Below are 17,060 nucleotides of genomic sequence, written 5' to 3' on the forward strand. Positions count from 1 at the left end.
AGGAGGTGAAAAAATGAATGAGCAAAAAAAATCGATTACCATGAAAGATGTTGCAGCAGAAGCTGGAGTTAGTGTTGGGACAGTCTCTCGTGTCATCAATAATGAAAAAGGCATTAAAGAGGTGACCTTAAAAAAAGTTCAACAAGCAATTGAAAAACTTTCTTATGTCCCAGATGAATATGCGAGAGGATTAAAAACGAATCGTAGTAATATTATTGCTTTACTCATTCCAACTATATGGCATCCTTTCTTTTCTGAATTTGCTTATCATGTTGAAAAAGCACTATTAAAAAATCAATATAAATTATTAATTTGTAATGCGGATAAAGATTCTAAAAATGAGATAGAATACATAAAATTACTTGAGAAAAATAAAGTAGATGGGATTATAGGGATCACCTATTCAGATATTGATAAGTATGTCTCATCAAATTTACCTTTTGTCAGTATTGACCGTCATTTTTCTGAAAATGTCTATTACGTAACTTCTGAAAATTTTCATGGTGGTCAACTAGCTTGTCGCGAATTAGTCAAACGCGATTGTCAAAATCTAGCTTACATTAGTGGTGTGAACAAACATTTGAATGAAACAACGGAACGGGGGAGAGGTTTCAAAGCGGAGGCTAAACAGAAAAATACGAACCTTTATTGTCTTGAAATGCCGGAACCACTGAATCAAGTAGAAGAGCAAATAAGAACCTTTTTTGAAAAGCATCCTCAGATTGATGGGATTTTCACAGTAAATGATTTTATGGCCCTTCGTGTGATAAAAGTTTTAGGGGAGATGGGAAAAATTCCTATAGAAGATTATCAGATTATTGGTTTTGATGGATTAAGACCAGCTTTTGATCAACCTTACTTACTTTCTACAATTGTTCAACAAATAGCTCAGATGGCTCAAGCAGCAGTTGAACTATTGCTTAAATTAATTCGTGAAGAAAAAATAGACCAGAATGTCATTAGTTTACCGGTACATTTTTTTGAAGGAAACACAACAAAAAAATTATAAAAAGTGCTTGACAAATTATGAAAGCGCTGTTATAATTTAGTCATAAAATGAAACGTTTCAAAAAAACTCAGCTATCTTAGTTTGAGTTAAAAAATCAATAAAAAATGAAACGTTTCAAAAAGGAGGACGCTATGCGTAAAGGTATTAAGTTATCTGTAGTTGCAGCACTATCATTAGGATTGCTTGCAGGATGTGGTGGGGGATCAAAATCCAAAACTGCAAGTTCTTCGGACGAAATAAAAGTCTGGGTTCAATTCTCAGATGAAACAGCTGAGGGAAAAGCTTGGCAACAAGTTGTTGATAATTTCAACAAGTCAAAGAAAACCAAATACAAGGTTGTGACAGAATATATTCCACGTAGTGGTAGCGGTGGAGGATATGAAGATAAGGTCAACGCTGCTATTACGACAAATAGTTTACCAGATGTTATTACGCTAGATGGACCAAATACTGCTGCCTATGCAAAATCAAAAGTGATTGCTCCCTTGGATGATTATCTAAAGGACAATGACATGGATGATGTACTGGACAGTATTAAACAACAGGGAACTTATGATGGTAAATTCTATGCGTTTGGTTTTTCTGAATCAAATGTAGGTGTATACTATAACAAGAAGATGTTTAAGGAAGCTGGGATTGATGAAGCGAGTTTGCCAACCCTTGAAAAACCATGGACATGGTCTGAGTTTAATGCTATTGCTAAGAAATTAAAAGATCATTTTAATAAACCAGCAATCGATTTCCGTTTGAATTCAAATGATGAGATGTTACCATATGCTTATATGCCCCTTATTTGGTCAAATGGTGGTTCTGTTGTAAATTCTAAAGGAACAAAAGCTGAAGGTTACTTCAATAGTAAGGAAAGTGTTGAAGCTGTTCAATTTATTCAAAATCTAGTAAAAGAGGATTACACTACAGTTAGTCCTGTTGAAAAAGGATTTGAAACAGGTGAGTATCCGATGGTTCTAAGCGGGTCTTGGACGATTGGGGATCTACAAACAAATTACAAAGATATTGATTTTGGTATTCTTCCTTATCCAGTTTCAGATAAAACGAAGAAATTGGTCTCACCTTCAGGTAGTTGGCAATTAGCTGTTACAACAAAATCTGATAAAAAAGAAGCTGCTGCTGAATTTGTTAAGTTTGCAACAAATACAGAATCTAGTGAAATTATAAGCTTGGGGAACAGTGTTCTTCCAATCAGAAAATCAACAATTAAAAATATTAAGGATAAAGTATCTGAACCATTGCGCTTCTTGATGGAACAAAATGCTGTATCAGCCCATCCTCGTCCTGTTGTAGTAGCTTATCCACAAGTTTCACGCGCTTTCCAACAAGCAATGCAAGATATCAGCTATTATAAAGATAATCCAGATGTACAAAAAGTATTAGATGCTCGTGCGAAAGAAATGCAAACAGCAATCGACCAATCTTTAAATAAATAGTTGACATTCAAAAAGGTGGAAGGTAAGTTATGGAATGTACCTTCCACCTTATTTTATTTAATAGTTTCATCTTAGGAGACGAACAATGAGCGAAAAAAATAAAGTCGAAACAAAAAAGAAAGAACGCCTTAAAGAAAATATTATGGGCTATAGCTTTTTAGCTCCAGCTTTAATATTACTTTTCATCTTTTTAGTGATACCTGTTGGTATGGTGATCTATTATGCCTTTACAGATTATTACCTATTAACGCCTGAGGATAGAAAATTTGTAGGACTACAAAATTTTATGCGCTTAGCACAAGATCCAATCTTTATAAAAAGCTTCTTGAATACCTTGAAATTTGTAGTTTGGATTATTCCAGTGCAACTTGGTGCGGCTCTCGGGATGGCCTTAATTGTTAATAAGAAACGTAAAGGAAATATGTTCTTTAAGGTAGCATTTTTTGCTCCTGTTGTGATGTCTCTTGTCGTTATCTCTATCCTCTGGTTATACTTGTTAAATCCAAATAATGGTTTGCTCAATGCTCTACTGAATAAAATTGGTATTTCTTCACAACCATTCTTGACAAGTCCAAAACAAGCCATGTATGCCATTGTATTTGTTTCTGCATGGCAGGGTGCAGGTTATCAAATGTTGTTATTCCTTGGAGGAATGCAAAATATTCCACAAGATATTTATGAGGCGGCAGAGTTGGATGGATTTTCAAAATGGGCTCAATTTAGATATATCACGATGCCTTTATTGAAACCAACTGCCTTGTTTGTACTCTTGACAACATTGATTTCAGCATTTAAATTGATTGTGCAACCAATGGTCATGACTCAAGGTGGTCCATTGAACTCAACAATCACTATGGTATATTACATTTATCAACAAGGTTTCACTGACCGTCTTGTTGGTTACTCAAGTTCGATTGCCTTAGTATTTACAACATTGATTGGTATGATTAGTCTTGTACAACGGCGAGTTTTGAAGGAGGATGATTAGGATGAAACGTTTAAAACCGACTATTATTTTAGAATATGTTTTATTAATTCTATTAGCAGGCCTCTTTCTATTTCCTATGATCTGGATGGTGGTTTCAGCAATGAAGCCAGAAGCAGATGTGTATAAGAATTTAACAAGTTGGAAAGCATTCTTACCTAGTTTTAATCCAGCTGATTGGTTTAAACCCTACCAAGAGGTTCTTGCCCGTTTTAGTATTCTAACATATCTAGGGAACAGTATTTTTTATGCAGGAACATTTGCACTTGGGTCTATTATAGTAAACGCCTTAGCGGGATTTGCATTTGCAAAAATTAATTTTACAGGTAAAAAAATTCTGTTTGGCTTTTTATTGGCCTTGTTAATCATTCCGATGGAAACAGTGTTGATTCCACAATTTACAATTATTAATTCACTTGGCTTAGTTAATAATCGTTTAGCGGTTATTATCCCTGGATTAGCTAGTGTCTTTAATATTTATCTTTTCCGAAACTTCTTTATTGCCATTCCAGAAGAAATTATCGAATCTGCAAAAATAGATGGTGCAAGTATCTTACGGATCTTTTTCAAGATTATGTTGCCGATGTCGAAACCAGCGGTTGCAACAGTAGGTGTTCTTTCCTTTATTTCTAGTTGGAATGATTATATCTGGCCGTTGATGGTTTTAACCGATTCGTCAAAATTTTCAATGCAGGTGGCAATTACAACCATTAATACAACTCAACCAGTTTATATCAATCAAGTAATGGCTGTTTTGACAATTTCTACAATTCCACTTATTCTAGTATATATCGTAGCACAAAAATATATTATTCAAGGTCTAGGTGGATCTGGTACAGGTATTAAGTAGGTGATCAGTATGAAGGAAAGCATTCGGAAAGCAAATCAGTATATCAATGAAAACAGGGAGAGGGTGAACCAGCAATATAGAGGAGCATTTCATTTGCTACCTCCAATCGGCTGGATGAACGATCCAAATGGCTTTGTTTATTTTCGTGGGGAATACCATTTGTTTTACCAATTCTATCCCTATGATAGTGTTTGGGGTCCCATGCATTGGGGGCATGCCAAATCAAAAGATCTTCTCCATTGGGAAGAACTGCCAGTAGCATTAGCGCCAAGTGAAAGCTATGATAAGGATGGTTGTTTCTCGGGTAGTGCTATTGTGAAAGATGACAAGCTCTATTTGCTTTATACTGGTCATGTAGACGATGAGGAAAAGCGGGAAGAGACTCAGTGTCTTGCGGTGTCAACAGATGGCATTACCTTTGAAAAGTTGCCTACTAATCCAGTGATCCATGCTCAACATATTGAGGGGATCGCAGATATTGCAGATTTTCGTGATCCTAAAGTATTTGAATATCAAGGAAGATATTATGCTGTCGTTGCTTCTAAGACACCAGATGACAGAGGTCAAATTCTCCTATTTGTATCAAGTAATCTAGTAGATTGGGACTTTACATCAGTCCTTCTAGAAGGTGAAAAAGGGCAAGGGATTATGTGGGAGTGTCCTGATTTCTTCCCTTTAGATGGCAAATGGGTCTTGATCCTGTCTCCCATTGAAATGGAAAGGCAGCAAGAAAAATACTGGAATTTAAATTCGACGGTTGCCTTTATCGGTGACATGAATTGGGAAACGGGGCACTTTCGTGTCGATTCCTATGATGAAATGGATGGTGGTTTGGATTTCTATGCCCCTCAAACTTGTCAAGGACCAAATGGCGAACGATTCATGGTTGCCTGGATGCAAATGTGGCACCGGTCTATCCCCAGTCATGATTTAGCTCATGGGTGGGCAGGTAGTATGACTCTTCCAAGAAAATTGTCCTTGAAAGACGGACGATTGGTTCAGGAGTTACCTGAGTCAGTGAACGAACACTTTCTTGTAGAGCATGCCTCAGAAACCATTGTTAAGGGCAATCAGATCACGATTCCAGCTAGAGGGAAACAAACCTTGTTTGAGCTAGATACCAAACGGGGTTGCTCCTTTATCTTAGGTTATGGTGATGAAACTGATCCTGATAGTGTCTTGCAATTGATTTACGACGCCTCTCAAAAACGCTTTAGCTTAAGTCGAGACCAATTTGGGCACCCCATTTCTGGAAAAGAAAATCCAGCATTTCAATCGAGATGGATTCAGTTGGATACTGAAAAGGATCATCATTTTTCGATCATTCGCGATACCAACTCCATCGAAGTATTCGTGGATGGCAAAACTCTCTCGATGACTTTTTATGAAACGACTGAGAATCCCGTCTATACTCTCACGGCAGATGAAGGGGTTGATTGGGTCGTGAAAACCTATCAAAAATAGAAAATCAATAGCCTCCTAAAGAATAAAAGACAAGTCCTATGACTTGTCTTTTTGTTGTATCCTAAATAGGATTTGTGTTCATCGAAGAAAATTTGGGAATTGGTCTCATGACCGATCTGACTCTCTTCCCAGAATATCCAAATCTTGTCAAAATTCCGCTGGTTGAAGAGGAAAAAACAGTCTTCTATATTAGTTATGCCTATCCAAATGAAGGGGAACCCCAAGCGCTTCTTAGCTCCTTTATTGAACGGTTAGAGAAGTGTGAAAAATAAAGAAGCTGGTGTTAAACAGACAAGTAGAGGGTAACTTGAATAAAATGAGGCTTGTAGAGAAAGGAAATTCATGATTTCGCTTTGTCTGCCAGCCTTTTTTGGTGTTTTTTGGTATAATTAAACTTGATCATATTCTGCAGAAAGGAGTTCCTATGTCCAACTATTTATCCGTATCAAGTTTGACCAAATATTTGAAATTAAAATTTGATAAGGATCCCTATTTGGAAAGGGTTTATCTGACAGGGCAGGTCTCCAATTTCCGAAAACGTCCCAACCACCAGTATTTTTCATTAAAAGATGAAAAAGCGGTCATTCAGGCAACGGTCTGGGCTGGGGTTTATCGAAGCTTTGGTTTTGAGCTAGAAGAAGGCATGAAGATCAACGTCATTGGTCGCATTCAGCTCTATGAGCCAAGTGGGAGTTATTCCATTGTCATTGAAAAGGCTGAGCCAGATGGGGTAGGGGCCTTGGCCATCCAATTTGAGCAACTCAAGAAAAAGTTGACCGAAGAAGGGCTCTTTCAGGATCGATGGAAGCAAGCTCTGCCACAATTTTCAAGAAAGATCGGGGTCATCACCAGTCAAAGTGGGGCCGTGATTCGCGATATTATCACAACGGTGAGCCGACGCTTCCCTGGTGTAGAGATTGTGCTCTACCCGACCAAGGTTCAAGGTGAAGGAGCATCTAGCGAGGTGGTTGCTAATATTCAAAGGGCTAACCAACGGGATGATTTGGATGTCTTGATTATCGGTCGTGGGGGTGGTTCGATTGAAGATCTTTGGGCCTTTAATGAAGAAGCAGTGGTGCGAGCCATTTTTGAATCGCGGATTCCGATTATCTCCAGTGTTGGGCATGAGACAGACACGACTCTAGCCGATTTCGTAGCAGACCGACGAGCAGCTACTCCAACAGCAGCTGCTGAATTAGCTACTCCAGTGACCAAATTGGATCTCTTGTCCCATTTACAAAAGCAGGAAAATCGCATGGCAACAGCCATGTCCAATCGCTTGGCCTATAATCGTGAACGTTTGGCCAAATTAAGTCAATCGGTTATTTTTAGACAGCCTGAAAGACTCTATGATGGCTACCTACAAAAGATTGACCAGTTGCAATTGCGTTTGAAACAAGGAATGCGTGATGCTTATGGACAAGGGGCGAATCAGCTGCAAGGTCTGCGTCATCGCTTAGAAGCCATGTCTCCTTTGCATCGCATCGAGCGCTACCAGGACCGCCTGCTCCAAGATAAGAGAATCTTAACCAACCGAATGGAACAAGTCCTAAAAGAGCAAAAGATCAAGGTGAAAGGCTTATCAGAAGCCCTCTTGATGCTCGATACCAGTCGGATTATTGCGCGTGGCTATGCCATGGTCAAGGAAGGAGATCAGGTCCTAGATTCCGTTGCGAAAGTAACAGAAGGGGACCCGCTGTCACTCATCATGAGAGATGGCCAGTTAGAAGTAGAGGTAAAACATGTCGAAAGAAAAGAAATTTGAAGAAAATTTAGCAGATTTGGAAGCCATCGTCCAAAAATTGGAGAGTGGTGATGTGGCTTTAGAAGAAGCCATTACAGAATTCCAAAAAGGAATGAAGTTGTCGAAAGAATTGCAAGATACCTTGGATCAAGCAGAGAAAACCCTGGTCAAGGTCATGCAAGCAGATGGTACTGAAGCGGATCTAGCATGAGACAAGAAGAAAAACGAAATAGAGTAGAGCAAGCAGTTCGCTCTTTTTATGAGGAAAAATCTGTTGCCCCCCATTTAGTGGAGTCGGTCCTTTATTCGATCCAGGCAGGAGGAAAACGCCTGCGCCCCTTGCTTCTTCTAGAATTGTTAGAGGCCTTTGGACAGGAATTGACGGAGGCTCACTTTCAAGTGGCAGGGGCTTTAGAGATGATCCACACAGGAAGCCTTATTCACGATGATTTGCCAGCCATGGACAATGATGATTACCGTCGGGGGCAATTGACCAATCATAAGAAATACGGAGAAGACCTGGCGATTTTAGCAGGGGATGCGCTTTTTCTTGATCCCTTTGGGATGATTGCTGCCAGTGCCCTTCCTGATGCGGTCAAGGTCTCTTTGATCCTTGAATTGTCAGATGCTTCCGGTAGTCGTGGAATGGTAGCTGGCCAAGTCCTGGATATGGAAGGGGAGCACAAACAGCTCACATTAGCAGAGTTGCAGACTATCCATGCCAATAAGACAGGACGCCTCCTTGCCTATCCTTTCATCACAGCTGGTTTGATTTTAGAGTTGCAAGCAGACATTGCTCAGCTTTTAAAAAAAATCGGGAAAAAATTAGGCCTGGCTTTTCAAGTGAGGGATGATATTTTGGATTTGATCGCTGATTTTGAAGCTTTGGGGAAGACCCCTCAAAAGGACTTAGTGGCTGAAAAATCGACCTATCCAGCCCTGTTGGGATTGGAAGAATCAAAAGCTTTGCTGACAAGAGAATTAGATGCTTGCGAGGACTTGTTGGATCAGATTACAGCTACTTGCGAGTTTGATCCGCAAGCGATCAAGAAATTAATAGAAGGATTACGAATAGATGGCTAAGGAAAGAGTGGATGTATTAGCCTATAAACAAGGCCTATTTGATACCCGCGAACAAGCCAAAAGAGGGGTGATGGCCGGTCTTGTCGTTGCCGTTATCAATGGTGAGCGCTTCGATAAACCGGGTGAAAAAATTGATGAAGCAACCGAGTTGAAATTAAAGGGTGAAAAGCTCAAATATGTCAGCCGGGGCGGTCTTAAATTAGAAAAAGCACTGAACCAATTTGGTTTATCTGTAGAGGGTAAAATTGCCATTGATATCGGAGCTTCTACAGGTGGCTTTACAGATGTCATGCTGCAAAACGGAGCCAGCCAGGTCTTTTCGGTGGATGTCGGGACCAATCAGTTGGCCTGGAAATTGCGCAATGATCCTCGAGTGGTCTCGATGGAACAGTTCAATTTCCGCTATGCCGAGCCAGATGATTTTGAAGCGACACCGAGCTTTGCGAGTATCGATGTCAGCTTTATTTCCTTGGACTTGATTCTGCCAGCCCTTCACCGGATTTTGGCAGAAAATGGACAAGTCGTGGCCTTGGTCAAACCTCAGTTTGAGGCAGGACGCGAACAGATCGGGAAAAATGGGATTATTAAGGATCCTAAGATTCATTTAGCCGTTCTTGAAAAGGTCGCTGCTTTTGCAGGGACACATGGCTTTGCGGTAATGGGAGTGGATTATTCCCCTATCCAAGGAGGCCATGGCAACATCGAATTTTTGATGTATCTAGAAAAAAAAGAAGAGAAAACAAAGCCAACTACAGAGCAGCTGGAGGCTGTTGTGGAGCTGGCACACAAGGAATTTAAACATGAAGAGTAAGAATATCAGATTAGAAAAAATTCGCCGCTTCATTCGCGATCATGAAGTGGGGACGCAAGAAGAGATCGTCGAACATTTGAAAGAAGAAGGCATCTCAGCAACCCAAGCGACAGTATCACGGGATATCAAAGAATTGGGCATCGTAAAACGCCCTCTGAAAGACATGACCTATGTCTATGAATTGCCACGTAAGCACCACCAAGGGATTGGGATGATTGAAAGCAATATCTTGTCTCATCGTCGCATGGGAGAATATGTCAATTTCACCATGGTTCCAGGGACAGCTCCTTTAGTTAAACGTCGCTTGCGGGAGATTTATAAGGAGCATATCTTTAGTATTGTCGCAGATGATGATACGATTTTACTGATTGCTTATTCCGCACCAGAAGCAGAGAATATCCTCAAATCAATCTTTGGGTGGTAAGAGCCTATGCTATTAGAAATTTCGATTAAGAACTTTGCTATTATCGAAGAGATTTCCTTAAATTTTGAAAAGGGAATGACGGTACTGACAGGGGAAACAGGTGCAGGGAAATCCATCATTATCGATGCCATGAACATGATGCTGGGAAGCCGCGCAACGACGGATGTCATCCGACACGGAGCCCCAAAAGCGGAAATCGAAGGGCTCTTCACCGTTGAGAGCAATCGCCACTTGACGGCTCTCTTTGAAGAGCAAGGACTAGAGTGGACCGATGAATTGATCATTCGCCGAGAGATTCTGCAAAATGGACGAAGTGTCAGCCGGATCAATGGTCAGATGGTGAATTTGTCTGTCTTAAAGGCGGTCGGGCAACATTTGGTGGACATCCATGGCCAGCATGATCAGGAAGAACTCATGCGGCCTCAATTGCATATCGCTATGCTGGATGAATTTGGGGATGCAGCCTTTTTCCAAACCAAAGACGCTTATCGTCAAACCTTTGAAGATTACAAACGTCTGCGCAAACAAGTAGTGGAACTTCAGCGCAACCAGCAGGAAAACAAGGCCCGTATTGAGATGTTGGAGTTTCAAATTGCAGAGATTGAGGCAGCTGCCTTGGAAGTGGATGAGGACCTGCGTCTGGAGCAAGAACGCCAACGCCTGCTCAATCACAAGATGATTGCTGATACCCTAACCAACGCCTATACCATGCTGGATGCAGAAGAATTTTCGAGCCTCTCCAATGTTCGCTCAGCCATGAATGATCTGGAAAGCATTGAAGAATATGATCCGACCTACAAAGAGCTATCAAGCCAGTTATCTGAAACCTTCTATGCCCTTGAGGATATTACCAAGCGCTTAGAAGATGTGGTCGATGGTCTGGAGTTTGATGGCAATCGCCTCATGCAGGTGGAATCTCGTTTGGATTTGATCCACTCCATCACGCGCAAGTATGGTGGCCAAGTCAAGGACGTATTGGAATACCTGGCGCAAATCACCAAAGAATATAGCCTTCTCACCGGAAGTGATCTCTCGTCTGAGGACTTGGAAAAAGAACTCAAACGTCTAGAAAAGAGTTTGGTCACCTTGGCTCAAGATTTGAGTGATCAACGGCATGACCTAGCTCAAGATTTGGAAAATGAAATCCAGCAAGAATTGGCAGATCTCTACATGGACAAGGCGCGTTTTCAAGTGCGTTTTAGCAAGGCTAAGTTTAATCGTGAGGGAAATGAAGCTGTCGAATTTTACATTTCGACCAACCCAGGTGAGGATTTTAAACCCCTTGTCAAGGTAGCATCCGGCGGAGAATTGTCACGCTTGATGTTGGCCATTAAGTCGGCTTTTTCTCGAAAAGAAGGAAAAACCAGTATTGTCTTTGACGAGGTGGATACAGGAGTCTCTGGGCGCGTGGCTCAAGCCATCGCAGCGAAAATTCACAAGATTGGTCAAAATGGCCAAGTGCTTGCCATTTCTCACCTGCCTCAAGTCATTGCTGCAGCAGATTATCAATTCTATATTGAGAAAATCAGTGATGAACACTCAACTGTATCTACTGTTCGTTTGCTCAATAGAGAAGAACGAATCGAAGAAATTGCCAAGATGCTGGCAGGAGAGGATCTAACGGAAGCTGCCCGTCAACAAGCAGAGCAACTTCTCAAGCGTTAAGAGAAAGAAGGTTTGAAACAATGTCAACATACTTTGTAGTCGGAGATATTCATGGAAAAGCACAAATGCTAGAAGAGCTCATGACAGAGTGGGATGGAAAAGCCCAATTGGTCTTTTTAGGGGATTTGATAGATCGAGGCGAAAACAGCAAACGATCAATTGAAATCGTAAAGGACTACGTAGACCATCACGGAGCTGTTTGCCTTTCCGGGAATCACGAGTACATGTTTTTAGCCTGGTTGGACAATCCAGAAGAGCGTTATGATCACTACCGAAGAAATGGTGGCGATACGACTATCAACTCTCTGTTAGGCCGGCCGCTCGATGCTCCTGTAGATGGCATTGCGGATGCTCAAGCAGTAGAAAATGTCGTTCCTGACTTGGTGGCCTTCATCCGCAGTTTACCCTTTGACTACGAGACAGAGACCTATTACTTTGTCCACGCTGGTGTGGATCTAACCCTTGAAAATTGGCGGGAAACCAGTGATTACCAAAAAGTCTGGATCCGAAAACCATTCCATGAAGCGGAGAATCATACAGGCAAATGGATAGTCTTTGGCCATACACCGGTCTATGGACTGCTCAATGAGCCAGTTGGCACCGAAAATCTTTGGATTTCAGATCAGAAAATGGGCGTCGATGGTGGCGCTGTCTTTGGAGGAGTCCTCCATGGATTGCTCTTGGATGATCAAGGCATTGTCCATGACCATGTCCTTCATAATACAGGTTTTTCTGCTGCAGACGACTGAGGAAGCAGGAATGAATATCTTTCACTGCAAAACCCCGTGTTTTTTGATATAATGAAAGCAGAACATTCTTAGGAAGAGTATAGAAATATATGGCAAATATTAAAATAGTTACAGACTCATCTATTACAATTGAGCCTGAAGTGGTTGAAGAATATGGCATTACCATTGTGCCACTTTCTGTTATGGTGGATGGAGTCCTTTATTCCGACAGTGAGTTGGGCGAAGGGGACTTCTTGCGCTTAATGCAGTCTAGCAAAAATCTTCCAAAGACCAGCCAACCACCCGTTGGAGTCTTTGCGGAGGTGTATGAAAAGTTAGCAGCAGACGGAGCTCATATCGTTTCAATTCATATGTCTCATGCCTTGTCAGGAACCGTAGAGGCGGCTCGTCAAGGAGCAACCTTATCAGGGGCAGAAGTAACTGTGATTGATAGTGGCTTTACAGACCAAGCCATGAAGTTTCAAGTGGTTGAGGCAGCTAAGTTGGCTAAAGAAGGAGCAGATCTAGACACCGTTTTAGGTCGTATTGAAGAAGTCAAAGAAAAGACAGAGTTGTATATCGGCGTATCTACCTTGGAAAATCTAGTTAAAGGTGGTCGGATTGGCCGTGTCACCGGACTTTTGAGCTCGCTTCTTAACATCCGTGTGGTGATGCAAATGAAGGACCATCAGTTGGAACCAATCGTCAAAGGACGTGGAAACAAGACCTTTAAGAAATGGTTGGATGAATTGGTAGAGAAACTTTCCCATAGTAAGGTGGCTGAGATCGGGATTTCTTACGCAGGGACACCAGAGTGGGCCAATGAAATGAAGGCTCAGTTGCAATCGTTCGTTGAAAATGCTATCCCAGTTCTCGAAACTGGATCGATTATTCAAACCCATACAGGTGAGAATGCATTTGCAGTTTTGGTGCGCTACGAATAAGCTGAATAAATGTTTGAAAAAACAGGTTTAGTACTTGACCTAAAGGCTTTTTTTAGATATTATAGTACTGTTAAGGCGTAAAGCCTAAAAAAATTTGGAGGATTTGTTAAATGGCTAACAAACAAGATTTGATCGCAAAAGTGGCAGAAGCTACAGAATTGACTAAAAAAGATTCAGCAGCAGCTGTTGACGCTGTATTCGCAGCAGTTTCAGAATACCTTTCAAAAGGTGAAAAAGTTCAATTGATCGGTTTCGGTAACTTCGAAGTTCGTGAACGTGCAGCTCGTAAAGGTCGCAACCCACAAACTGGTAAAGAAATCAAAATCGCAGCTTCTAAAGTTCCAGCATTCAAAGCTGGTAAAGCTCTTAAAGAAGCAGTTAAATAATTTCATTTTGAAAAGCCATCCTAGATTTCTAGGGTGGCTTTTTTGTTGGACAGCTCTATAGGATAAGGGTATAATAGGAAAAAAGAAAGAGAGAGAAAAGACCATGAGATTCATTTTAGGACTCTTTGCCTTGTTGTTTATCCGACCTATTTTGTATCTTCTAAAAGGACTGTGGTTCGCACTGGAATTCTGTTTTATGATTATCGTGGTCAAAATGATCCTAGGAACCGTTCGCTGGATGACCAGTTGGATCGGATGAGAGGGGATAGAGACATTAGTGAATGTCTCAATGTCTCCCAGGGGTTTAGCTCTTCCATTTTCAGGCTCGTGAATCAATGTCCACTGGACATGAACTCGCTTTTCCGTTTTCAAGCTCGTGAAAAAAATGTCCACTGGACATTTTTTTAATTAAAAGCATTCTAAATAGTGATTTATTTTGAAACATGCTATAATAAAGGTAACGAATCGATTTAATCATATTGGAAAGGGGAAATCATAGTGAACGCATTGCATCGTCATGAAGAAGAGCGCGTGGAAGAAGTCTTGCAAAATTTGCGTGCCAAGGGTATTCGGATTACTGATACCCGTAGAGCAGTTCTTTCCTATTTAGTGGCGAGTCATGAACATCCAAGCGCTGAGAAGATCTATCGTGATTTATTGCCTCAGTTTCCAAGCATGAGTCTAGCAACTGTCTACAACAATATCAAGGTTTTAATTGATGAGGGGGTTGTCTCTGAGATCAAGGTTCGCAATGATACCACGACCTATTTTGATTTCATGGGGCATGACCATTTGAATGTGGTATGTGAAAAATGTGGTCGTATCGCAGATGTGGACATTGAAGTCCCAGATCTTCGCGAAGAAGTAGCCAGTCAAAGTGGTTACCAGATCACCAAGACTCAGATGACCGTCTATGGCATTTGCCCCGACTGTCAGAAAAATTAATGTGAGAGAAAGCAGAGCCGTCAGGCTCTTTTTTGTATAGTAAAACCACACTAGGATAGTGAAGGAAAAATAGGAGAAATCATGATATAATATACTTTTAAAATCAAACAATAGGAGAACGAGATGAAAAAGCTGGAGAATTTTTCTTGGAAGATGTGGCAGGTCTATGCCTTAGCAGCAGTGACCATTTTTATGATTGGTGCTATATGGTCTTTCTTTTTCTTGAAAATGGCCCCTCATATAGTTGGATAGAGTAACAATGTTTGTGAGATAAGGACTTATAGAAAGATATAAAAAATGAAGATAAAGAGTGAAAAACTAAAAAGTTTACTGGTCATTGTTGGTTTTTTTATCCTTTTAACTATTTGTTTTTATAAAAATTTAGAATCAAATATCAAGGAAATCTACAAGAATAATCATTATTCAGGAGAGGTTCGGATCACGGGCCTTTCGCTTACAAGTGAATCAAAACTAGTGATTAATGCTAATTATACCTATTCTGAAAGGATTAATGGGAAAGTCGTCTCTATTCCATTGAAGAAACAAATGATGTTAGAACAAGTCATTTTGCCATATTATCCACCTGTAGCTAAAGAAAGACGTTTTGGATTGCTTGGTGATTCAATAGGAATGTATAGTGAGCCTCCTAGCACGTATGTACCCATTCTTGAAAAAGCCCTAGAATTGAATCCTGAGAGAAAAAAGGTGGAGCAGGAATTAAAGAAAAAAATAGATCAAAATTCTATCTTAAAAGGATCGAAGGTTGAATTAAAACTTGGTATTTCAAGTAATATTAACTATACTGGCGGGATACATTGGCTTGAAGATTACGAGAAACAATCAGCGAAGAGTGGACGGACTGTTCTTGGAGGATGGTATGGTTTTCCGGTAAAAGAAGCTTTAGATCATGATGTCATCTATGTTCAAGTGACATTACCTAAAGGTGTGAAAAGGGATCATATCCGTTTTAAGGATGAATTACAAGCGATTGTAAAAAAATCGAATTTACCAAATGGTCTTTATGTCTTAGGGACTATGACAGATTCGGATTTTGATATGGTCGATATTGAAGACAGAGTGATTAAGGAAAGGGGTTAAAGATGTCAGAAACAAAACAAGAAAGTAATCTTAGTTTAATCTGGGAGCTTGTATTGTATATTATTCTAATTTTTTCAATTGTTGGGCTTCCATTTTTGAATGGTCATTATTATTCGTATTCTGATACTTCACAGGTTTTTCTATTTCGGAAAAACAACTCAGTATTTTGGGGGCAAGAATTTAAAGGTGTGGTGAATTCTTACTTTATTATTTCTCTCATACTATTAATTCTTTTACCTGTTATAGCCTATTTTATTCATGATTCTTTTGAAAAAAAGGGGTATCCATTTTTGGCTAGCCTGCAGTCGTTTTTGATTTACTTATCTTGTAGTGTGATTTTGATATATGCTGCATTTTCATTAACGATTCAAAAAGTTTATTATAATTTGGGGTTTGGTGTTTATCTTTGTCTGCTTATTTATATGGTTCATATGTATAGTGATTTAAAAGATATCAGAAAAATGATTGAACAACGAAATTGTTCGACTGAAAAGAATCAAGTAGAAGAATAAGCTGTATCAACGTAAGAATAAACATTCCTCATTTTCAAACCAGAGCCGTCAGGCTCTTTTTTGTGAGAAATTGCACTTTTCTATGGTCGCCACTAGATTTTTCACTGAAAATCTAGTAGAATAGAATAGATAAACGGGGGGAACCTCGGAGAATAAAAAGGAGATCCATCTAATGGTAAAATTGGTTTTTGCTCGCCACGGTGAGTCTGAATGGAACAAAGCTAACCTTTTCACTGGTTGGGCTGATGTTGATTTGTCTGAAAAAGGTACACAACAAGCGATCGACGCTGGTAAATTGATCAAAGAAGCTGGTATCGAATTTGACCAAGCTTACACTTCAGTATTGAAACGTGCGATCAAAACTACTAACTTGGCTCTTGAAGCTTCTGACCAATTGTGGGTTCCAGTTGAAAAATCATGGCGCTTGAACGAACGTCACTACGGTGGTTTGACTGGTAAAAACAAAGCAGAAGCTGCTGAACAATTTGGTGATGAACAAGTTCACATCTGGCGTCGTTCTTACGATGTATTGCCTCCTGCAATGGACCGTGATGATGAACACTCAGCACACACTGACCGTCGTTACGCTTCACTTGATGATTCAGTGATTCCAGATGCTGAAAACTTGAAAGTTACTTTGGAACGTGCCCTTCCATTCTGGGAAGATAAAATCGCTCCAGCTCTTAAAGACGGTAAAAACGTATTCGTAGGAGCACACGGTAACTCAATCCGTGCTCTTGTTAAACACATCAAACAATTGTCAGATGACGAAATCATGGATGTGGAAATCCCTAACTTCCCACCATTGGTATTCGAATTTGACGAAAAATTGAACGTTGTAAAAGAATACTATCTTGGTAAGTAAGATAACATAATTTGTTATCCATAAAAAAAGCTGACTTCGGTCAGCTTTTTTGCTTGTCTTCCTTAGATCCTAGCTGGTTTTGGGTTTTCAGTAACCCCTAAA

Annotated in this window: 21 protein-coding genes; all 21 read left to right on the forward strand. The window is 40.2% G+C overall.

Annotated elements, in window-relative coordinates; translation table 11 throughout:
• Nucleotides 1–13 precede the first annotated feature (13 nt).
• The 21 genes from P5Y91_RS02060 (at nucleotide 14) to P5Y91_RS02160 (ending at nucleotide 16,958) form a co-directional block, all read left to right on the forward strand.
• Nucleotides 14–1,009 carry a LacI family DNA-binding transcriptional regulator gene (locus P5Y91_RS02060; protein ID WP_049514237.1) on the forward strand — a complete coding sequence of 332 codons (996 nt, stop codon included), beginning with the start codon at nucleotides 14–16 and terminating at the stop codon, nucleotides 1,007–1,009.
• 131 nt (nucleotides 1,010–1,140) lie between these two features.
• Nucleotides 1,141–2,454: an ABC transporter substrate-binding protein gene (locus tag P5Y91_RS02065; RefSeq protein ID WP_049483914.1), complete on the forward strand. Its 1,314-nt coding sequence runs from the start codon at nucleotides 1,141–1,143 to the stop codon at nucleotides 2,452–2,454.
• A gap of 85 nt (nucleotides 2,455–2,539) precedes the next feature.
• Nucleotides 2,540–3,442 (forward strand): carbohydrate ABC transporter permease, encoded by a 903-nt coding sequence (locus tag P5Y91_RS02070; protein WP_014712989.1) that lies wholly within the window; start codon nucleotides 2,540–2,542, stop codon nucleotides 3,440–3,442.
• Between the two features lies 1 nt (nucleotide 3,443).
• Nucleotides 3,444–4,289 carry a carbohydrate ABC transporter permease gene (locus P5Y91_RS02075; RefSeq protein WP_176745622.1) on the forward strand — a complete coding sequence of 282 codons (846 nt, stop codon included), beginning with the start codon at nucleotides 3,444–3,446 and terminating at the stop codon, nucleotides 4,287–4,289.
• A gap of 9 nt (nucleotides 4,290–4,298) precedes the next feature.
• Nucleotides 4,299–5,753 carry a glycoside hydrolase family 32 protein gene (locus tag P5Y91_RS02080; protein ID WP_272144672.1) on the forward strand — a complete coding sequence of 485 codons (1,455 nt, stop codon included), beginning with the start codon at nucleotides 4,299–4,301 and terminating at the stop codon, nucleotides 5,751–5,753.
• 74 nt (nucleotides 5,754–5,827) lie between these two features.
• Nucleotides 5,828–6,025: a type 2 periplasmic-binding domain-containing protein gene (locus P5Y91_RS02085; protein ID WP_070589596.1), complete on the forward strand. Its 198-nt coding sequence runs from the start codon at nucleotides 5,828–5,830 to the stop codon at nucleotides 6,023–6,025.
• Nucleotides 6,026–6,177: 152 nt separating this feature from the next.
• Nucleotides 6,178–7,518: an exodeoxyribonuclease VII large subunit gene (gene xseA / locus P5Y91_RS02090; protein ID WP_272144674.1), complete on the forward strand. Its 1,341-nt coding sequence runs from the start codon at nucleotides 6,178–6,180 to the stop codon at nucleotides 7,516–7,518.
• Entirely contained in the window at nucleotides 7,496–7,708 is a 213-nt protein-coding gene (locus P5Y91_RS02095; protein WP_003006013.1) for an exodeoxyribonuclease VII small subunit, read from the forward strand. Before xseA ends, P5Y91_RS02095 begins: the two co-directional genes overlap by 23 nt.
• On the forward strand, nucleotides 7,705–8,580 hold the full coding sequence (locus tag P5Y91_RS02100; protein WP_277838844.1) for a polyprenyl synthetase family protein: 876 nt from the start codon (nucleotides 7,705–7,707) through the stop codon (nucleotides 8,578–8,580). Before P5Y91_RS02095 ends, P5Y91_RS02100 begins: the two co-directional genes overlap by 4 nt.
• Nucleotides 8,573–9,391: a TlyA family RNA methyltransferase gene (locus tag P5Y91_RS02105; RefSeq protein WP_013903231.1), complete on the forward strand. Its 819-nt coding sequence runs from the start codon at nucleotides 8,573–8,575 to the stop codon at nucleotides 9,389–9,391. Before P5Y91_RS02100 ends, P5Y91_RS02105 begins: the two co-directional genes overlap by 8 nt.
• Nucleotides 9,381–9,815 (forward strand): arginine repressor, encoded by a 435-nt coding sequence (locus tag P5Y91_RS02110; RefSeq protein WP_003006022.1) that lies wholly within the window; start codon nucleotides 9,381–9,383, stop codon nucleotides 9,813–9,815. The genes P5Y91_RS02105 and P5Y91_RS02110 overlap by 11 nt, the downstream gene beginning before the upstream one ends.
• A gap of 6 nt (nucleotides 9,816–9,821) precedes the next feature.
• Nucleotides 9,822–11,480, forward strand: a complete 1,659-nt coding sequence (gene recN / locus P5Y91_RS02115; protein ID WP_277838846.1) for a DNA repair protein RecN — start codon at nucleotides 9,822–9,824, stop codon at nucleotides 11,478–11,480.
• Nucleotides 11,481–11,500: 20 nt separating this feature from the next.
• Complete coding sequence (locus P5Y91_RS02120; protein ID WP_129824397.1) at nucleotides 11,501–12,229, forward strand: metallophosphoesterase; 729 nt, start codon at nucleotides 11,501–11,503, stop codon at nucleotides 12,227–12,229.
• Nucleotides 12,230–12,318: 89 nt separating this feature from the next.
• Entirely contained in the window at nucleotides 12,319–13,152 is an 834-nt protein-coding gene (locus P5Y91_RS02125; protein ID WP_129824396.1) for a DegV family protein, read from the forward strand.
• A gap of 110 nt (nucleotides 13,153–13,262) precedes the next feature.
• Nucleotides 13,263–13,538, forward strand: coding sequence for a non-specific DNA-binding protein Hbs (hbs, locus tag P5Y91_RS02130; protein WP_003006038.1), 276 nt, complete (start codon nucleotides 13,263–13,265; stop codon nucleotides 13,536–13,538).
• 103 nt (nucleotides 13,539–13,641) lie between these two features.
• On the forward strand, nucleotides 13,642–13,797 hold the full coding sequence (locus P5Y91_RS02135; protein ID WP_173020162.1) for a hypothetical protein: 156 nt from the start codon (nucleotides 13,642–13,644) through the stop codon (nucleotides 13,795–13,797).
• A 239-nt stretch (nucleotides 13,798–14,036) separates the two neighbouring features.
• Nucleotides 14,037–14,483 (forward strand): Fur family transcriptional regulator, encoded by a 447-nt coding sequence (locus P5Y91_RS02140; RefSeq protein ID WP_080934814.1) that lies wholly within the window; start codon nucleotides 14,037–14,039, stop codon nucleotides 14,481–14,483.
• A gap of 123 nt (nucleotides 14,484–14,606) precedes the next feature.
• The gene (locus tag P5Y91_RS02145; protein ID WP_275138293.1) at nucleotides 14,607–14,735 is read left to right on the forward strand and encodes a hypothetical protein; all 129 of its coding nucleotides are present in this window, start codon (nucleotides 14,607–14,609) and stop codon (nucleotides 14,733–14,735) included.
• 45 nt (nucleotides 14,736–14,780) lie between these two features.
• Nucleotides 14,781–15,581 (forward strand): hypothetical protein, encoded by an 801-nt coding sequence (locus tag P5Y91_RS02150; protein ID WP_061590925.1) that lies wholly within the window; start codon nucleotides 14,781–14,783, stop codon nucleotides 15,579–15,581.
• Between the two features lie 2 nt (nucleotides 15,582–15,583).
• A complete protein-coding gene (locus P5Y91_RS02155; RefSeq protein WP_155125269.1) occupies nucleotides 15,584–16,093 on the forward strand; it encodes a hypothetical protein in 510 nt (169 codons plus the stop codon).
• 172 nt (nucleotides 16,094–16,265) lie between these two features.
• Nucleotides 16,266–16,958, forward strand: a complete 693-nt coding sequence (locus tag P5Y91_RS02160; RefSeq protein ID WP_003012031.1) for a phosphoglycerate mutase — start codon at nucleotides 16,266–16,268, stop codon at nucleotides 16,956–16,958.
• Nucleotides 16,959–17,060 lie beyond the last annotated feature (102 nt).

Source organism: Streptococcus taoyuanensis (assembly GCF_029589235.1).
GTDB classification, from domain to species: Bacteria; Bacillota; Bacilli; order Lactobacillales; family Streptococcaceae; genus Streptococcus; species Streptococcus taoyuanensis.

What these genes read in the sequence shown, in the direction of transcription:
- P5Y91_RS02105 (WP_013903231.1), top strand. Translation starts at nt 8,573, where the DNA reads ATGGCTAAGGAAAGAGTGGATGTATTAGCCTATAAACAAGGCCTATTT.
- P5Y91_RS02155 (WP_155125269.1), top strand. Translation starts at nt 15,584, where the DNA reads ATGTCAGAAACAAAACAAGAAAGTAATCTTAGTTTAATCTGGGAGCTT.
- P5Y91_RS02125 (WP_129824396.1), top strand. Translation starts at nt 12,319, where the DNA reads ATGGCAAATATTAAAATAGTTACAGACTCATCTATTACAATTGAGCCT.
- P5Y91_RS02145 (WP_275138293.1), top strand. Translation starts at nt 14,607, where the DNA reads ATGAAAAAGCTGGAGAATTTTTCTTGGAAGATGTGGCAGGTCTATGCC.
- recN (WP_277838846.1), top strand. Translation starts at nt 9,822, where the DNA reads ATGCTATTAGAAATTTCGATTAAGAACTTTGCTATTATCGAAGAGATT.
- P5Y91_RS02120 (WP_129824397.1), top strand. Translation starts at nt 11,501, where the DNA reads ATGTCAACATACTTTGTAGTCGGAGATATTCATGGAAAAGCACAAATG.
- P5Y91_RS02135 (WP_173020162.1), top strand. Translation starts at nt 13,642, where the DNA reads ATGAGATTCATTTTAGGACTCTTTGCCTTGTTGTTTATCCGACCTATT.
- P5Y91_RS02070 (WP_014712989.1), top strand. Translation starts at nt 2,540, where the DNA reads ATGAGCGAAAAAAATAAAGTCGAAACAAAAAAGAAAGAACGCCTTAAA.
- P5Y91_RS02095 (WP_003006013.1), top strand. Translation starts at nt 7,496, where the DNA reads ATGTCGAAAGAAAAGAAATTTGAAGAAAATTTAGCAGATTTGGAAGCC.
- P5Y91_RS02100 (WP_277838844.1), top strand. Translation starts at nt 7,705, where the DNA reads ATGAGACAAGAAGAAAAACGAAATAGAGTAGAGCAAGCAGTTCGCTCT.
- P5Y91_RS02160 (WP_003012031.1), top strand. Translation starts at nt 16,266, where the DNA reads ATGGTAAAATTGGTTTTTGCTCGCCACGGTGAGTCTGAATGGAACAAA.
- P5Y91_RS02150 (WP_061590925.1), top strand. Translation starts at nt 14,781, where the DNA reads ATGAAGATAAAGAGTGAAAAACTAAAAAGTTTACTGGTCATTGTTGGT.
- P5Y91_RS02065 (WP_049483914.1), top strand. Translation starts at nt 1,141, where the DNA reads ATGCGTAAAGGTATTAAGTTATCTGTAGTTGCAGCACTATCATTAGGA.
- P5Y91_RS02075 (WP_176745622.1), top strand. Translation starts at nt 3,444, where the DNA reads ATGAAACGTTTAAAACCGACTATTATTTTAGAATATGTTTTATTAATT.
- P5Y91_RS02060 (WP_049514237.1), top strand. Translation starts at nt 14, where the DNA reads ATGAATGAGCAAAAAAAATCGATTACCATGAAAGATGTTGCAGCAGAA.
- P5Y91_RS02080 (WP_272144672.1), top strand. Translation starts at nt 4,299, where the DNA reads ATGAAGGAAAGCATTCGGAAAGCAAATCAGTATATCAATGAAAACAGG.
- hbs (WP_003006038.1), top strand. Translation starts at nt 13,263, where the DNA reads ATGGCTAACAAACAAGATTTGATCGCAAAAGTGGCAGAAGCTACAGAA.
- P5Y91_RS02110 (WP_003006022.1), top strand. Translation starts at nt 9,381, where the DNA reads ATGAAGAGTAAGAATATCAGATTAGAAAAAATTCGCCGCTTCATTCGC.
- xseA (WP_272144674.1), top strand. Translation starts at nt 6,178, where the DNA reads ATGTCCAACTATTTATCCGTATCAAGTTTGACCAAATATTTGAAATTA.